Source organism: Streptomyces lydicus (assembly GCF_004125265.1).
Taxonomy (GTDB): domain Bacteria; phylum Actinomycetota; class Actinomycetes; order Streptomycetales; family Streptomycetaceae; genus Streptomyces; species Streptomyces lydicus_C.
Map to the genome: position 1 here is coordinate 6,959,933 of NZ_RDTE01000003.1, position 16,025 is coordinate 6,975,957.

The window sequence follows — 16,025 nt, forward strand, 5'->3', positions numbered from 1 at the left end:
CTCAACCGGCCCTGTGGGGCCGTCTCACAGCCGCCGGGTGGCCAGCGTCAGCCGGTCGCGGGCGTCGAACAGGGCGTCCTCGATCATCTGTTCATGGGCTGGGGTCAGCCGGGCCGCCGGCACCGAGCAGCTGACCGCGTCCCGGGCCGGGGTGCGGTACGGGATCGCGACGCCGAAGCAGCGCAGGCCCAGGGTGTTCTCCTCGCGGTCGACCGCACAGCCCCGCTCGCGCACCGCGTGCAGCTCCTCGATCAGCTGCTCGCGGTCGGTGAGGGTGTGCTCGGTCAGCCGCGCGAGCGTCGGCGGCAGCATCTCCCGTACCTGGTCGTCGCTGTACGTGGCGAGCAGCGCCTTGCCCAGCGCGGTGGAGTGCGCGGGCAGCCGCCGGCCGACGCGGGTGAACGGGCGCAGGGAGTGCGGCGACTGACGGGTGGCGAGGTGGACGACGTCGGTGCCGTCCAGGCGGGCGAGGTGGATGGTCTCGGTGGTGTCGTCGCAGAGCCGGTCCAGCGTCGGCCGGGCCGCGGCCACCACCTCGTCGCCGTCGATGTACGACGTGCCGACCAGCAGTGCGCGGACACCGATACCGTAGCGGGTGCCGGTGGCCTCGGTCTCGACCCAGCCCAGGTCGACCAGGGTGCGCAGCAGCATGTAGAGGCTGGATTTCGGGTAGCCGACGGCTTCCTGGACAGAGGACAGACTGTGCATACCGGGACGATGTGCGAAGTACTCGAGCAACTCCACCGTCCGCACCGCGGATTTGACCTGAGATCCACCGGTCTCGGCAGCTGACATCGCCCTTGACCCCTCTGTTCGGACCGCCATAGAGTCCCGGTTGTTCACCATGTGGGACAGTGTTCAGCATATAGAACGCCATCCGAGGTGCGGCAGGACTCGGAAAGACTCGGCAGGCACGCCCGGGAGGAATGCACGGTGACAGCAGCAGCACCAGTCTGGAGCGTCGATCCCCGAACCGGGAAGCAGCGCGAACAGGTCGCGGTGGAGGCCACGGCCGACGAGGTGGACACCGTGGTCCGCGCCGCCCACGCGGTCCGGGACGCGCTCGCCGACCGCGCCGTACGCGCCACGCTGCTGCGCCGCGCCGCCGATCTGCTCGACGACGCGGGCGAGGCGGTCATCGAGGCCGCCGACGCCGAGACCGCGCTCGGCCCCGGCCGGCTCACCGGCGAACTCGACCGCACCACCTACCAGTTGCGGGCCTTCGCGGACCTCGTACAGGAGGGCGCGTTCCTCGACGTACGGATCGACCACGCCGACCCCGGCCTCACCCCGCCCCGGCCCGACCTGCGCCGTTACAAGGTTCCGCTGGGCCCCGTCGCGGTCTACTCCGCCAGCAACTTCCCGCTCGCCTTCTCGGTGCCGGGCGGCGACACCGCCAGCGCCCTCGCGGCCGGCTGCCCCGTCGTCGTCAAGGCACACCCGGACCACCCGGCCACCTCCGAGCTGTGTGCCGCGCTGCTGCGCCGCGCCGCCGCCGAGGCCGGTCTGCCGGAGGGCGTGCTGAGCCTGGTCCACGGCTTCCAGGCCGGTATCGACCTGGTGCGCCATCCGCTGGTCACCGCGGCCGGGTTCACCGGCTCGGTGCGCGGCGGCCGCGCCCTGTACGACGCGGCCGCGGCCCGCCCGCACCCCATCCCCTTCCACGGCGAGCTGGGCAGCCTCAACCCCGTCGTGATCACCGAGGCCGCGGCCGCGGAGCGCGCCGAGCAGATCGGCGCCGGCCTGGCCGGTGCGATGACGCTCGGCGTGGGCCAGTTCTGCGTCAAGCCGGGCCTGGTCCTGGCGCCCGACGGTGAGAGCGGCGAGCGGCTGCTGACGGCGCTGACCGACGCGGTCAGCGACACCGAGGCCGGGGTGCTGCTCGACCACCGGATGCGGCAGGCGTTCCTCGACGGTGTCCGCACCCGCGCCGAGCTCCCCGGCGTCGAGGTGCCGGTGACCCCGGGTGCGGGCAGCGAGCACACCGTCAGCGCCGGCTTCCTCTCCGTGCCGGCCGCCCGCCTCGCCGCCGAAGGGCCGCACGACCTCCTCCTGGAGGAGTGCTTCGGCCCGGTCACCGTCGTCGCCCGCTACACCGACGAGGCCGAGATCGGCGCCGTACTCGCCCGGTTGCCCGGCAACCTCTCCGCGACCCTGCACCTCGGCGACGCGGAGAGCGCCGGCCACGACGACGGGGGCCGCGGCGCCCGGCTGCTGGCCGAGGTCACCCCGCTCGCCGGCCGGGTGGTCGTCAACGGCTGGCCGACCGGGGTCGCCGTCGCCCCTGCCCAGCACCACGGCGGCCCCTACCCGGCGACGACCTCCACCTCGACCTCCGTCGGCGGCACCGCCGTCGAACGCTGGCTGCGCCCGGTCGCCTACCAGAACACCCCGCCCGCGCTGCTGCCGCCCGAGCTGCGCGAGGACAACCCGCTCGGTCTGCCGCGCCGCGTCGACGACCGCGCCGAGGGCGCGTAGAACCGCGCTCCCGACCACCGCCGAGGGCTCGTAGAACCGCGCTCCCGACCACCGCCGGGGGCCCCTTTCCCCTTTCCCCTTTCCCCCTCACCCTGACGCCGGCCCCGGCGACGGCTCCGGCCCCGCCGCGTCCGGCTCCCTCAGGGCAACGATCTGCAGCCGCTCCGCCGTCCGCCCGTCCAGCGTGCCCACCACACCGGTCCGCTCCTTCCGCACCGAGAAACCGGCCTCCCGCAGCAGCCCGCGCAGCCGCTGTGGCGGATGGTGCCGGAACACCCCGCCATCGGGCGTCTCGAAGACCCCGTACGTCCCGTAGCGCTCCGCGAACCGGGCATAGCGCTCCCGGTTGAGCGCATCGCCCTGCAGCGGCACATCGCTCAGGTACACCACCCCACCGGGCCGCACCAGCCGTCCCAGCTCCCCGGCGATCGCCGTCTGGTCCGCGTCCGCGGGCACGCAGGTGAGCACGGCGAACAGCAGCGCCGCATCGAAGCTGCCGTCCTCGAACGGCAGCGGGAACCCGGGACACCGCATGAGCGCCAGCTCCGGATGCTCCCGCCGCCCCCGCGCGATCAGCGCCGCCGAGACATCCACCCCACGCACCGCCCCGTACCCGAGCCCGGCCAGCTCGGCGGTCAGCCGCCCGTACCCGCACCCGTAGTCCAGCACCCGCGCGCTCCGCGGCACATAGGCGTCCAGCAGCACCGGATCGAGCGGATGGGTAAAGGTCTTGGCGGACCCGGTTGTCTCCCAGAACCCGAGAAATCCCTGTGGCGAGGTCATGCCCGGACGCTACCCACGGAACAGGCTGCCGGCCCCCGGGAAACCGGTGGGCCGGACCGCTGCGGCGGGACGGCCCCGGGAATACCCCGCCGCCAGCCGAGGTTCCACCCGCACACACCCCTCACGAGGAAAGTCAGCTCATGCGCGTCGAAATCTGGTCCGACATCGCCTGTCCCTGGTGCTACATCGGCAAGGCCCGCTTCGAGGCCGGGCTCGCCGCCTTTGCGCATCGTGACGGTGTCGAGGTGGTGCACCGTTCCTTCGAGCTGGACCCGAAGGCGCCGGCCGCCACCGATGTCCCCGTGCTCGACATGCTCGCCACGAAGTACGGGGTGAGCCGTGAGCAGGCCGAGGCGATGGAGGCCCGGGTCGCCGGGGCGGCGGCGGGGGAGGGGCTGGACTACCGCTCCGACCGGATCCACGGCAACACCTTCGACCTGCACCGGCTGCTGCACGCCGCCGCCGCGCACGGCGTGCAGAATGCCGTGCTGAACGCCTTCTACCGCGCCAACTTCGCCGAGGCCAGGAGGCTCGGTGACCCCGCCGTGCTCCGCGAGACCGCCGTCGGTGCGGGGCTGCCCGCCGAGGAGGCCGACCGGGTGCTCGCCGACCCCGGGGCGTACGCGCAGGAGGTGCGCGCCGATGAGCGTGCAGCCGCGGAGCTCGGCGCGACGGGTGTGCCGTTCTTCGTCATCGACCGCCGTTACGGCATCTCCGGCGGGCAGCCCGCCGAGGTCTTCCGGCAGGCCCTGGAGCGCGCGCACGCCGACGGCGCGGAGCTGATACCGGCGGGCGGCGAGGCCGGGGTGTGCGGTGACGACGGTTGCGCGGTGCCGGGGGAGTGAGCGTGTGCCGGCCTGCCCGAGCTGTGTGCCGGTCTGTCCTAGCTGCGTAACGGCCCACCCTCCCCGCCGCGCACCGGTCCGCCCGGGCCGCGTAACGGCCCGCCCCCACCGCGCACCGGCCCGCGCCCGCACCAGCCGACGCGGGCCTCGCCCCCGCGCGGCCCCCCCAGACGCGTTGGCGGGATACGGCCCCGGTCATGGACGCGCCGGGGGATCACCGCGCACAGTGGGGGCATGCAGCGACGTGCGTCACTCGGCGGGGACGAGTTCGAGCCCCGGACGACCTATCTGAACTCCGCCTCCAGCGGGCTCCTCCCGGCGCGCAGTGCCGCCGCGCTGCGTGCTGCCGTCGGGGAATCCGTTTCCCACGGCACCATGGGCCGCGACTACTTCGCCGCCGCCCATGCCTCGCGTGCCGCCTTCGCCCGGCTGCTGGACGTGCCCGCCGAGCGTGTTGCCGTCGGCAGTTCGGTCGCGGTGCAGTCCGCGTTCGTCGCCGGCTCGCTCCCGGCCGGTGCCGAAGTGCTCGCCCCCGAGGGCGACTTCAGCTCGCTGCTCAATCCGTTCGCCGCCCACCCGGGGATCAAGCTGCGCACCGTGCCGCTGGAGGCGCTTGCCGATGCGGTGCGCCCCGGCACCGCGCTGGTCGCCTTCAGCGCCGTGCAGTCGCTGGACGGGCGGATCGCCGAGATGGCGGCGGTCCGCGAGGCGGCGCGGGCCCACGGGGCGCGTACCTACCTCGACGTCACCCAGGCCGCCGGCTGGCTGCCGCTGCGCGCCGCCGACTTCGACTTCGTCGTCGCCGGGGCCTTCAAGTGGCTGCTGTGCCCGCGTGGGACGACCTTCATGGCGTTCGGAGGGGACATCGGGCGGGGCGGGGAGTGGCCCGCCGCCCTGCACGCCGGCTGGGTCGCCGGCGAGGACCTCGGCGCATCCAACTACGGCCCGATCCGGCCGGCGGCCGACGCCCGGCGTTTCGACGAACCGCACGCCTACCTCTCCTATGTGGGCGCCGAGCAGTCCCTCGGCCTCCTCGGAGAGCTGGGGGTGGCGGCCGTCCACGCCCACAACACCGCACTCGCCGACCACTATCGCGCGGGCCTGGCCGACCGCGGTCTGACGCCCTGCCCCGCGCCCGGCTCGGCGATCGTCTCCACCCCCGGGATCGCGGACGCGGAGCAGCGGCTGACCGAGGCGGGGGTGCGGGTCTCGGTGCGCGGCGGGCTGCTCCGCGCGGCCTTCCACCTCTACAACTCGACGGACGACGTGGACCGGTTGCTGGCCCTGCTGAGGTAGCCCGGCCCCGCACACACCAGCCCGCCCCCCCCCGCACACACGAGCGCGGCCGCCGCACAGACCCTGCTGTGCGGCGGCCGCGCCACCCGTACTGCGCCGTGCCTACTTCACCGGCGTGAAGTCCCGGGCTCCGATGTACTCGGGGCGCCGGACCGGCGCCGCGAAGGGCTCCACCGCTTCGTTGTCCACGCTGTTGAAGACGATGAAGACATTGCTGCGCGGGTACGGCGTGATGTTGTCACCCGAGCCGTGCATGGCATTGCAGTCGAACCAGGTCGCCGAGCCGGCCTTGCCGGTGAAGAGACGGATGCCGTGCTTGTCCGCCATCTTCGTCAGCACCTCGTCCGACGGGATGCCGGCGTCCTGCATCTGCAGCGACCGCTTGTAGTTGTCCTTCGGCGTCTCACCCTCACAGCCCACGAAGTGCTGGTGCGAGCCGGGCATGATCATCAAGCCGCCGTTGGTGTCGTAGTTCTCCGTCAGAGCGATCGAGACCGACACGGTGCGCATATTCGGCAGACCGTCCTCGGCGTGCCAGGTCTCGAAGTCCGAGTGCCAGTAGAAGCCGGAGGCACCGAAGCCCGGTTTCACATTGATCCGCGACTGGTGGACGTAGACGTCCGAGCCGAGGATCTGACGGGCACGGCCGACCACACGCGGGTCGGAGACCAGCTTGGCGAACACCTCACTGATCTTGTGCACCTCGAACACGGTCCGCACGTCCTGGGACTTCGGCTCGACGATGGAGCGCGGGTCGGCGCGCATCGTCGGGTCGAGGACGAGACGGTCCAGTTCGGCGCGGTACACCGCGACTTCTTCCGCCGTGAGCAGTTCTCCGATGGCGAAAAAGCCGTCACGTTCGAAGTCGCTCAGCTCGGACGGCGCGAACGGGCCGGCCGCTCCGGGCTGCGACCACACCACCGGGTCCTTCCGCGGGGTGATGACCTCAGCGGTCCCACGGGTCGGGTACAGGTCGGCGGTGCGCTCGGGTGCGGTGGTCATGGTGTTGCCTTCCTCTCCTCTCGTACGGGCTCTGGCTTCCGTGCGTGTGGGCGTGCCTTCCTCATCTGCCGGACGGGGCAGGCGGGTGCCGATCGCCTCAGACCGTCTCGGCCTCGGGCTCCGGCTCGGTGAGCAACGGGTAGACCCCGTTCTCGTCGTGGTCCTCGCGGCCGGTGACCGGCGGGTTGAAGACACAGACGCAGCGGAAGTCCTTCTTGATCCGCATGGTGTGCTTCTCGTGCCCGTCGAGCAGGTACATCGTGCCCGGCGTGATGATGTGCTTCTCGCCGGTCTCGTCGTTCGTGAGCTCGGCCTCGCCCTCTACGCAGAGTACGGCTTCGATGTGGTTCGCGTACCACATCGAGGTCTCCGTACCGGCGTACAGGGTGGTCTCGTGCAGCGAGAAGCCGACGCGCTCCTTGGCGAGCACGATGCGCTTGCTCTCCCAGGTGCCCGACTTGGCCTTGACGTGGCGGTCGGTGCCTTCGATGTCCTTGAAGGATCGGACGATCACGGTGACTCGGTGCCTTTCTGTGGAACGGTAAGGGGCTCTGGAGTGGTCAGACGCAGTCGCGGACCGCGCGGGCGAGGATCCGAAGGCCCTCGTCCAGCTCCTCGGGGGTGGTCGTCAGTGCGGGCAGCAGCTTGACGACCTCGCTCTCCGGGCCGGAGGTCTCGATCAGCAGACCCAGCTCGAAGGCGCGCTTGGCAATCTTGTCGGCGAGGGGCTTGTCGTTGAGCTCCATGCCCCACACCAGACCGCGGCCGCGGTACTCGGCGATGGCGTCCGGGTGCTCCTCGGCGATGGCCTTGAGGTGTGCTTCGACGATCTCACCGCGGGCGAGAGTCTGCTTCTCCATCTGGCCGTCGGCCCAGTAGGTGTCCAGCGTCGCGGCGGCGGTGACGAACGCCGGGTTGTTGCCGCGGAAGGTGCCGTTGTGCTCGCCCGGCTCCCAGATGTCCAGCTCAGGCTTGAACAGGGTGAGCGCGAGCGGCAGGCCGTAGCCGCTGATGGACTTCGAGACGGTGACGATGTCCGGCACGATGCCCGCCTCCTCGAAGGAGAAGAAGGCACCCGTACGGCCGCAGCCCATCTGGATGTCGTCGACGATGAGCAGCATGTCCCAGCGCTCGCACAGGTCGGCGAGGGCGCGCAGCCACTCGGGACGGGCGACGTTGATGCCGCCCTCGCCCTGGACCGTCTCGACGATCACGGCGGCGGGGGTATTCAGGCCGGAGCCCTGGTCCTCCAGCAGCCGCTCGAACCACAGGAAGTCCGGGTAGGTGCCGTCGAGGTAGTTGTCGAACGGCATCGGGGTGCCGTGCACCAGCGGGATACCGGCGCCGGCCCGCTTCATGGAGTTACCGGTGACGGCGAGCGCGCCCAGCGACATGCCGTGGAAGGCGTTGGTGAAGGACACGATCGACTCGCGGCCCTTGACCTTACGGGCCAGTTTGAGCGCGGCCTCGACGGAGTTGGCGCCCGTCGGGCCCGGGAACATGACCTTGTAGGGCAGGTCACGGGGCCGCAGGATGATGTTCTGGAACGACTCCAGGAACGCCCGCTTGGCCGTGGTGGACATGTCCAGGCCGTGGGTGACGCCGTCCCGCTCGATGTAGTCGATCAGAGCGCGTTTGAGCACGGGGTTGTTGTGGCCGTAGTTGAGCGAGCCGGCCCCTGCGAAGAAGTCGAGGTAGGTGTGGCCGTCCTCGTCGGTCATGCGGCTGCCCTGCGCGCGGTCGAAGACGGTGGGCCAGCTGCGGCAGTAGCTGCGGACCTCCGACTCCACGGTCTCGAAGACGCTCAGATCGGGCTGGGTGATGGTCACAACATGCTCCTGGGAGATGAGTGGCGAAAAGGATCAGGAAGTCTGTGGGGCTGGGCGGTGCCGGCGGTGTCGCGTGGGTGTGGTGCCGGGTCCCGCATGGCCGCTGCGGCGCGGTGGCCGCGCGGTCCTTGGGTGGCGTCAGTGCTCCGGGCGGGCCGGTGGACCGAACGGGCCGATGAGGTGCAGCACCTCCGGCTCGTGGCCCTGCTCGGGGAACAGCCCCGCATCGAAGAGCACCTCGCGCTTGATCGGCACTGAGTGCCGCTCGGCGAAGGACGCGAACAACCGGTTGGATGCGGCGTTGTCGGGGGTGATGGTGGTCTCGACGAAGCGCATGCCCAGCTCGTCCCCGGCACGGGCGGCGAGCCCGTCCAGGAGTGCGGCCGCCAGCCCCTGGCCACGGTGCGCGTCGTCGACGGCTACCTGCCAGACGACGAGGGTCTCCGGGCGCTCGGGGCGGATGTATCCGGTGACGAAAGCGGCCGGCTCGCCCTCTGTGTCACGGGCGACGACAGAGGTGGCGGCGAAGTCGCGACACCACAGGAGGTAGCTGTACGAGGAGTTGAGGTCCAGCGTCTTCGAGTCGCGGGCGATACGCCAGATCGCGGCTCCGTCCTCCACGCGTGGGGTGTCGAGCTTGAAGCCCTCCGGCAATTCTCTGATATCGCTTCGGGCACCTGCATGGTCTGCTTGTGCGGCGGTCATAGAAATTAAATTTACCCAGGGAAAAAGGAAATTGCATCGTGGGCAGGGGTTACACAAGCGCCGAAGATGTGTTATCGCGCGGGGGCGCCCGTACGCGCGATCCCACCGCCGGATGTCCCGATTTGACCGGGATGTTCGGGGCGAAACGGACACGTTGTGTAGTCGGTCACAGCTCCGTAACACCGATGAGATCCGTCCGAATTGCGGAACTTGCCACTAGCAAAATCTTGGCGTTTGGGGTGCGGAAAAGCGGGCAGAAGAATACGGGAAGCTGTACGCACGGGTAATTGGGAATTCGCCCCCGGAAGGCTGGGCGTAAGGCCCATCGAAACCTGCTCGGCACATCGATGGCAAGACCCGTAAGAACATGCGCGAGATGATGTCCGCAAGCGTGCGGAGAACGTCGGCGGAAGTGTGCGCAGAACGTGCGGAAGCTGTACGGAGAGCGACCGCGGAGAAAAGCGCGGCGCGGCTGCGGCTATCCCGGGAAACGGCGGGGGAATGCCGCCTTGCGGCCGGTGTGACCGTACGGGTCACAGCGGCGGTGACGCCGCCTACAGTGCCCCTATGACGTCCATGAGCGAAGGTGCGGTGCTGCACCTCAAGGGGAGGGTCCTCGTCGGGCCGGACGACGTGCGCGACGAGCTGTGGGTGGTCGGCGGGCGGGTCACCTTCGACCGGCCGGTGATGGCACGGGATGCCATCACCGTGACGGGCTGGGCACTGCCCGGCCTGGTCGACGCCCACTGCCATGTGGGCCTGGACGCGCACGGCCCGGTGGACGACGCCACCAGTGAGAAGCAGGCGCTCACCGACCGTGACGCCGGCGCGCTGCTGATCCGTGACGCGGGCTCCCCGTCCGACACCCGCTGGATCGACGACCGCGAGGATCTGCCGCGGATCATCCGGGCCGGCCGCCATATCGCCCGCACCAAGCGCTACACCCGCAACTACGCGCACGAGATCGAACCCGAGGACCTGGTCGCCTATGTCGCCCGGGAGGCCCGCGGCGGCGACGGCTGGGTCAAGCTCGTCGGCGACTGGATCGACCGCTCCACGGGCGATCTGGGGGCCTGCTGGCCCCAGGGGGCGGTCGAGGCGGCCATCGCCGAGGCCCACCGGCTGGGCGCCCGGGTGACGGCCCACTGCTTCGCCGAGGAATCCCTCGCCCCGCTGGTCGAGGCCGGCATCGACTGCATCGAGCACGCCACCGGGCTCACCGAGGACACCATCCCGCTGTTCGCGGAGCGTGGCGTCGCCATCGTTCCCACGCTCGTCAACATCGCCACCTTCCCGAAGCTCGCGGCCGGCGGCGAGGGGAAGTTCCCGCGCTGGGCGGACCACATGCGGCGCCTGCACGCGCGCCGCTACGACACCGTACGGGCGGCCTACGACGCCGGGGTGCCCGTCTTCGCCGGGACGGACGCCGGCGGTGCGCTCGCCCACGGCCTGGTCGCCGACGAGGTCGCCGAGCTGACCAAGGCCGGCCTGTCCGCCGTGGCCGCCCTCTCCGCCACCACCTGGGGGGCCAGGGACTGGCTGGGCCGCCCCGGCCTCACCGAGGGCGCTCCGGCGGATCTGGTGGTCTACGGCAGCGATCCGCGCGAGGACGTCCGGGTGCTGGCCGCGCCGCGGCGGGTGGTGCTGCGCGGGCAGGTCGTGGGGTAGCCGGCAGCGGGTGGTGCCGGGGTTACGCACAGGTGCCCCGGCGTCATCCGGGCCGGTCAACCCGGGTCACCCGGACGGTGGGGCCGCTGTGGCGAGGGTGGTGCTCCGTGCCACAGGAATCGAATAAATACCCGGAAACCACCCATTGGGGTGAACTGACGCCACGTGGCTCCCCGTTCACCCTCCGTGCGGACACGATGTGCGGGTCGAGGTCGTCGGCCCGCGTGATGTCCCCCATGGCGCGGCCGGCGGCTCCATTTCTCCTGTGAGGGTTCCACACACGTGTCCACCAGTCCCGCCCGCTCCTTCGGCATGCCCCGACGCCTCGCCGCGACCTTCGTCGCCACCGCGCTCACGGCCGGCCCCGCCCTCCTGCTGGGCGCCGTGCCCGCGCATGCCACCGGAGACCACGGCCCGGCCCGCGGCACCGCCGACGCGGTCGTGCTGCGCACCGGCCTGAACATCGGGCTGCTCCACAAGACGGTCGACGTCCCGCTGAACGCCGTCCTCAACGAGGTGCACGCCCCGGCCTCGGCCTCCAAGACCGCGCTCACCGTCCACCTCGACGGCATCGACCGCGGCAAGCCGTTCAGCCTGCTGCGCGCCGACGCCGCCACCGCACGGGCCACCTCCGACCACCGCAAGACGGAGGGCTACGCCAACCTCGTGAGGGCGAAGGTGCAGGTGCCGGGTCTGGTGCTGCGGTCCCTGGTCGAGGTCCGGCAGGTCACCGCCAAGGCGGTGTGCGAGGCGGGCGAGCGGCCCCGGGCCGAGGCGAACGTGCTGGGCGACGTCCTCGTCCTGGGCAAGCGGGTCGCGCTCACGGCGGGCGGGACGACGGAGGTCAAGGTGCCGGGCGTGGGCGAGGTACGGCTCGACCTGTCCCGGAAGAACGTCCTGTCCAAGAGCGCCGCGGCCACCGCGCTCGACCTCAAGGTCTCCCTCAACCCGTTGAAGCTCGGCGTCGCCGAGGTGCGCGGCCAGGTCACGCTGGCCCGGGCCACCTGCACCGCACCAGGTGTCAGGGCGCCCGAACACAACGGCTCCGGCGGCACCGGCGAGGGCACCAAGCCGGACGGCGGCACCAAGCCGGCCGAGGGTAAGGGCACCGAGGTGCAGCAGACCGGCTCGAAGCCCAGCACCCAGAACCTCGCCGAGACCGGCAGCAGCTCGGCCACCCCGTATCTCGCCGGGGGTGCGGCCCTGCTGGTCGCCGCGGGCGCCGGGTCGGTCGGCTACGCCCGACGCCGCCGCAACGCCGCGCAGGGCGGCCGCGGCTGACGGACCCCGTACACCGCGCCGGTGCTGTGGGGGCGTCGCGCGCGGAGTACGGCCCGAGGTGCGCCGTACCGGGCCGGAGACGGCCGGGTGCGGCGCACCTCACTTTCGCCGGATGCCGCCGCGGCTCGTCGCCCAATCTCCCACGGCTTCGGCTGAATTACCCCACCCCGAGGAACGAGATCACCGATCCCTCACTGGCAAAGGAATTGACGCTTTGTCAGGTTCCAGGCCCCGGTTACCATGATCAGTTGCGGTCACGCCGGCGGCCTTTGGAGAGGGAGTCCCCCATGTCAACGATCAGCATAATTACCTCTGTGCACGACGGCGGCCATCATTATATTGACGAGGCGTACCAATCTCTGCGAGAGCAGAAACTTCCGGGCGACTGGGATTGGCATTGGTACCTCCAGGAGGACGGTCACACCGGAATCACCGACGGCATCCTTCCCCGGGATTCCAGGATCTCGATCGAGTCGGGCCTGCCGGCGCGCGCCGCGGTGGGACGCACACACGCTCTCGCGCGTGCGACCGGCGAGTTGGTCCGGACACTGGACGCGGACGACGTATTGCTGCCGGGAGCCCTCGAGCGCGACATCGAGACGTTGGAACGCGTTCCGTGGTGTGTATCCGCGTGCCTCGACCTCCACCAGGACGGCAGCACGTCACCGGGCCCGTACGACCCTCCGGGCGGCCCTGTCGAGCCCGGCAGGTTCCTGGACGAGGTGGTGGAGCACCGTCTGTCCGTGCAGGCTGCGACGTTCGCCGCGCGGCGCCCTCTGGTGCTCGCGCTGGGCGGTTGGCACGCTCTGACCGGAGCCGAAGGGGTGGCCCTGCTGCTCGCCGCGGAGGCTGTCGCGCCCGGCGAATTCATCGCGGAGCCGAGCATCCTCTACCGGAAGCACCCCGACCAGACCACCGCGGCGGATCGCTACTGGAAACCGGCGGAAACGGCGACGCGACGAGAAGCAGGAATACAGCGGGCCAGGGCGATGCGGGAAGTCGGCTGGACGTGGCCGTGAAATCCACGGAAGTCATGGAGTGTTGTGCTGCATCGGAGACGTGATGAGGGGAATTCAAGGCGTACAACTGAGGGGAATGGGCCGCATACGGGACCGGCAATGTGAGGGCGCAGTTGGCTGATTCGGGCTGTGCCTGACGCCGGTTCCCGAGATCTGGTGGTGGGGCTTTTGGAGCCTGCCCTGAGATGCGGGAAGGGCATCGCTGTCGATATGACCCGAGGAGCCACAGGAGATCTCGGCAAGGTCCCATTCGTCGTACAGGACATTGCCTTGACGGCCATATGGTGAAGGTTATCCCTATCGCAAGGCGGAGACGGGACTTCGACGACAGGGGCCGGCGGAGCACTTCGGTCTAGCGGAGCACCTCGCCCAGCGCCGCAGCGAACCGGTCCGTCGTGGCCCGGTCCCGTACCGCCAGGCGCAGCCAGCCGGGGCCCAGACCGGGGAAGGTGTCACCGCGGCGTACCGCGAAGCCGCGGGTCCGCAGTGCGGTGCGTACCGCGTCCGCGTCGGGCAGCCGGATCAGCACGAACGGGCCCTCCGCCGGGCCGGCCGCCCGGAGCTGCCCGAACTCGCCCAGCCGGGCCAGCAGATGCGCCCGGTCCACGGCGATCTCCCCGGCCGCCGCCTCCGCCTCCGCCAGCGCCCGCGGCGTACAGCACGCCTCGGCGGCGGCCAGCGCGGGGCTGGAGACCGGCCACAGCGGCTGCGCGCGCTCCAGGGCGGCGACGGTGTCCGGGGCGGCCAGCACATAGCCGATCCGCAGCCCGGCCAGCCCCCAGGTCTTGGTGAGGCTGCGCAGCACGACCAGCCCCGGCAGGTCGGTGCGCCCGGCCAGCGCCTCCCGCTCACCGGGTACCGCGTCCATGAAGGCCTCGTCCACCACCAGCGTCCGGCCGGGCCGCGCCAGGGAGGCCAGTACGCCCGCCGGGTGCAGGACCGAGGTGGGGTTGGTGGGGTTGCCGACGACGACCAGGTCGGCTTCCTCCGGCACGGCGGCCGGATCCAGCCGGAAGCCGTCGTGCGCGTCGAGCAGCACCCGTCCGACGTCGTGCCCCGCGTCCCGCAGCGCCGCCTCGGGCTCGGTGAACTGCGGATGCACCACGACCGGCCGGCGGGCCCGCACCGCGCGCGCGATCAGTACGAACGCCTCCGCGGCCCCCGAGGTCAGCAACACCCGTTCCACGGGCAGGCCGTGCCGGGCCGCGACCGCCCGGCGTGCCGCGCGGCCGTCGGGGTACGCGGCCAGACCGTCCAGGGAAGCGGCGATCTCGGCCTTGAGCCAGGCCGGGGGAGTGCCGGTACGGACATTGACCGCCAAATCCGTCAATCCGTCGTCCGCGCCCCGCACTTCGGCATCGCCGTGGTGGCGCAGGTCGGGCTCGTGGCCGGGCTCGTGGTGCCGCGGGCCGGGCTCGGCGGGCGGTGCGTCCCGGCCGTGGGAGGGGGTGTCCCGGCCGGGCGGGGGTGTGTCCTCGACGGGCGGCCGGAGCGGGGCGGACCCGGTGTGTGCCGGCATGCTCACCGCTCCCCGGCGTCCGCCGCCGCAGCGGTCCGCAGCGCCGTGCCGTCCGTCCCCCGGGCGTCCTCCGCCGCCGCCCGGCCACCGCACGCCGCGTCACCGGGCAGCGGAGCGTCCGCCACCGTCGCGCGGTAGCGCTCCATGACCGCCTCGGCCACCTCGGCCGCGGGGCCGATCGCCTCCGCGCCGAACACCTCCGTGCCGGGGTGGGCCGCGGCCCAGCCCTCGGCCTGCAGGTGCAGCCGCTCCAGGAGGCCGCCGGGGAAGAAGAAGTAGGGCAGCACCACGATCCGGCCCGGCCGGCCGGACGATGCCGCGGCCACCAGTGCCCGGCACCGGTCCAGGCCCGCCGGCACATCGGGCGCCGCCTGGGAGACGAACGCGGTCTCCACCCCCGCGAAGCCGCGCCCCTCCCACAGCAGCCGCGCGGCCCGTGCCACCTCGGCGTTGGCGTACGGATCGGTCGCACCGCGCCCCACCAGCAACACCGTGGTGCGCGCCCGGTCCTCGGGCCTGCGGGCGCCGGCGGCCAGCGCCTCGTCCAGCCGTCGTTCCAGTACGTCGAGCACCTTGGGGTGGGGCCCCAGTTCGGCGTCGCAGGTATAGCCGAGCCCGGGGTGACGCTCCGCCGCCCGCTCCAGAACCGAGGGCAGCGCGTCCGGCAGGGGGCCGGTCGGGGCCGGCAGCAGCGGTATGACCACGAGCCGGGTCGCGCCCCGCGCGACGAGCCCGTCGACGGCGTCGTCCAGCGGCAGGGGAGAGGCCGGGGCACCGAAGAACCCGCCGGCGACGGGCACGTCGGGGTGGCGGTCGCCGAGCATGCGCACCAGCGTGCGCAGCGCCTCGGCCCCGCCTTCGTCACGGGTGCCGTGACCGGCGATGAGCAGTGCGGGAGGAGTGGTCACTGGGGCTCCTTGCTACCGGGGGTTGCGCTGCCGGGCGCCGGGTCGCCGGCGACCGCCGTCCGCCGATCCGGGCCACGGCGGGGCGGGTTGGGGGAGGCCATGACGATAACCGTCCCGGTGGAAGGCACGACGGGCGCTCCCTCCCTACCAGCGGTAAGGGCGCCGCTGTCCGTTACAGCCGTACCGGCGCGTCCCGCCGGCACGGCGAGCGCACAGGTCGCCCGGGCCGGCGGCGGTGACTTCCGCTTGCCGGCGGCCAGCACGGCGCCCGGCCCCGCGGCGAGCAGTGCGGCCGCCTCGGCCACGCTCGGCGTTCTGGCGGCGGCCGCCGCGGCCGCGGACGGCTCCGGCACCGGTACGGCCGCCAGCGCGGCCGCCGGGAACGACCGCAACGGCACCCCCAGCTCCCGGGCCGCCCCGGTCAGCCCCGGCTCGTCCGCCTTGGCCACAACCGTTGCCAGGGCGACGACCTGGCGGACGGCGTACCCCGCCGCCGCGCAACTGGCCGTGATCAGCTCCAGCACTTCCGCCACCGGGACGCCACGGCGCGCGCCCACGCCGGCGACCAGCGGCACGAGCGGGGGCGGGGGCGGCACCCCGGCCCCGTCGTCGGCCGCCCGGCCCCTCATGCCGCGACGGCTCCCCGATGGGCGGCTCCCAGGCCGGCGGTTCCCAGGGCGACGGCGGACGGC

Annotated in this window: 15 protein-coding genes; 6 read left to right on the forward strand and 9 right to left on the reverse strand. The window is 72.1% G+C overall.

Features of this window, described 5'->3' with window-relative positions; translation table 11 throughout:
• Positions 1-24: 24 nt before the first annotated feature.
• Entirely contained in the window at positions 25-795 is a 771-nt protein-coding gene (locus tag D9V36_RS33125; protein WP_129297005.1) for an IclR family transcriptional regulator, read from the reverse strand.
• A gap of 138 nt (positions 796-933) precedes the next feature.
• On the opposite strand from D9V36_RS33125, the gene D9V36_RS33130 reads away from it, so the two are divergent.
• Positions 934-2,478: an aldehyde dehydrogenase (NADP(+)) gene (locus D9V36_RS33130; RefSeq protein ID WP_129297006.1), complete on the forward strand. Its 1,545-nt coding sequence runs from the start codon at positions 934-936 to the stop codon at positions 2,476-2,478.
• Between the two features lie 87 nt (positions 2,479-2,565).
• Here the strand turns inward: D9V36_RS33130 and D9V36_RS33135 are convergent, their stop codons facing one another.
• On the reverse strand, positions 2,566-3,261 hold the full coding sequence (locus D9V36_RS33135; RefSeq protein ID WP_129297007.1) for a class I SAM-dependent methyltransferase: 696 nt from the start codon (positions 3,259-3,261) through the stop codon (positions 2,566-2,568).
• A gap of 140 nt (positions 3,262-3,401) precedes the next feature.
• Here D9V36_RS33135 and D9V36_RS33140 point away from each other — a divergent pair, with 140 nt between their 5' ends.
• Both D9V36_RS33140 and D9V36_RS33145 read left to right on the forward strand, forming a co-directional pair.
• Positions 3,402-4,106 carry a DsbA family oxidoreductase gene (locus tag D9V36_RS33140; RefSeq protein ID WP_129297008.1) on the forward strand — a complete coding sequence of 235 codons (705 nt, stop codon included), beginning with the start codon at positions 3,402-3,404 and terminating at the stop codon, positions 4,104-4,106.
• 234 nt (positions 4,107-4,340) lie between these two features.
• Positions 4,341-5,402, forward strand: coding sequence for an aminotransferase class V-fold PLP-dependent enzyme (locus D9V36_RS33145; protein ID WP_129297009.1), 1,062 nt, complete (start codon positions 4,341-4,343; stop codon positions 5,400-5,402).
• Positions 5,403-5,504: 102 nt separating this feature from the next.
• Here the strand turns inward: D9V36_RS33145 and thpD are convergent, their stop codons facing one another.
• The 4 genes from thpD to ectA form a co-directional block, all read right to left on the reverse strand.
• Positions 5,505-6,404 carry an ectoine hydroxylase gene (thpD, locus tag D9V36_RS33150; RefSeq protein WP_129297010.1) on the reverse strand — a complete coding sequence of 300 codons (900 nt, stop codon included), beginning with the start codon at positions 6,402-6,404 and terminating at the stop codon, positions 5,505-5,507.
• Positions 6,405-6,501: 97 nt separating this feature from the next.
• Complete coding sequence (locus D9V36_RS33155) at positions 6,502-6,918, reverse strand: ectoine synthase (protein WP_129297011.1); 417 nt, start codon at positions 6,916-6,918, stop codon at positions 6,502-6,504.
• Positions 6,919-6,964: 46 nt separating this feature from the next.
• On the reverse strand, positions 6,965-8,233 hold the full coding sequence (ectB, locus tag D9V36_RS33160) for a diaminobutyrate--2-oxoglutarate transaminase (RefSeq protein ID WP_129297012.1): 1,269 nt from the start codon (positions 8,231-8,233) through the stop codon (positions 6,965-6,967).
• A 138-nt stretch (positions 8,234-8,371) separates the two neighbouring features.
• Positions 8,372-8,938 (reverse strand): diaminobutyrate acetyltransferase, encoded by a 567-nt coding sequence (ectA, locus tag D9V36_RS33165; protein WP_206739762.1) that lies wholly within the window; start codon positions 8,936-8,938, stop codon positions 8,372-8,374.
• Positions 8,939-9,514: 576 nt separating this feature from the next.
• Here ectA and D9V36_RS33170 point away from each other — a divergent pair.
• The 3 genes from D9V36_RS33170 to D9V36_RS33180 all read left to right on the forward strand — a co-directional run bounded on the left by D9V36_RS33170 (position 9,515) and on the right by D9V36_RS33180 (position 12,906).
• Positions 9,515-10,606, forward strand: coding sequence for an amidohydrolase family protein (locus D9V36_RS33170; protein WP_129298854.1), 1,092 nt, complete (start codon positions 9,515-9,517; stop codon positions 10,604-10,606).
• A 312-nt stretch (positions 10,607-10,918) separates the two neighbouring features.
• Positions 10,919-11,887, forward strand: coding sequence for an SCO1860 family LAETG-anchored protein (locus D9V36_RS33175; protein WP_129298855.1), 969 nt, complete (start codon positions 10,919-10,921; stop codon positions 11,885-11,887).
• Positions 11,888-12,174: 287 nt separating this feature from the next.
• On the forward strand, positions 12,175-12,906 hold the full coding sequence (locus D9V36_RS33180; RefSeq protein ID WP_129297013.1) for a glycosyltransferase family A protein: 732 nt from the start codon (positions 12,175-12,177) through the stop codon (positions 12,904-12,906).
• Between the two features lie 352 nt (positions 12,907-13,258).
• On the opposite strand, the gene cobC is transcribed toward D9V36_RS33180, so the two are convergent.
• From cobC to D9V36_RS33195, 3 genes are read right to left on the reverse strand one after another with little or no spacing between them, the layout of a single operon-like run.
• Complete coding sequence (gene cobC, locus D9V36_RS33185) at positions 13,259-14,425, reverse strand: Rv2231c family pyridoxal phosphate-dependent protein CobC (protein WP_241721131.1); 1,167 nt, start codon at positions 14,423-14,425, stop codon at positions 13,259-13,261.
• A 2-nt stretch (positions 14,426-14,427) separates the two neighbouring features.
• Positions 14,428-15,333 carry a sirohydrochlorin chelatase gene (locus D9V36_RS33190; protein WP_129297014.1) on the reverse strand — a complete coding sequence of 302 codons (906 nt, stop codon included), beginning with the start codon at positions 15,331-15,333 and terminating at the stop codon, positions 14,428-14,430.
• Complete coding sequence (locus tag D9V36_RS33195) at positions 15,330-15,962, reverse strand: cobalamin biosynthesis protein (RefSeq protein WP_206739763.1); 633 nt, start codon at positions 15,960-15,962, stop codon at positions 15,330-15,332. The genes D9V36_RS33190 and D9V36_RS33195 overlap by 4 nt, the downstream gene beginning before the upstream one ends.
• Positions 15,963-16,025: the final 63 nt, after the last annotated feature.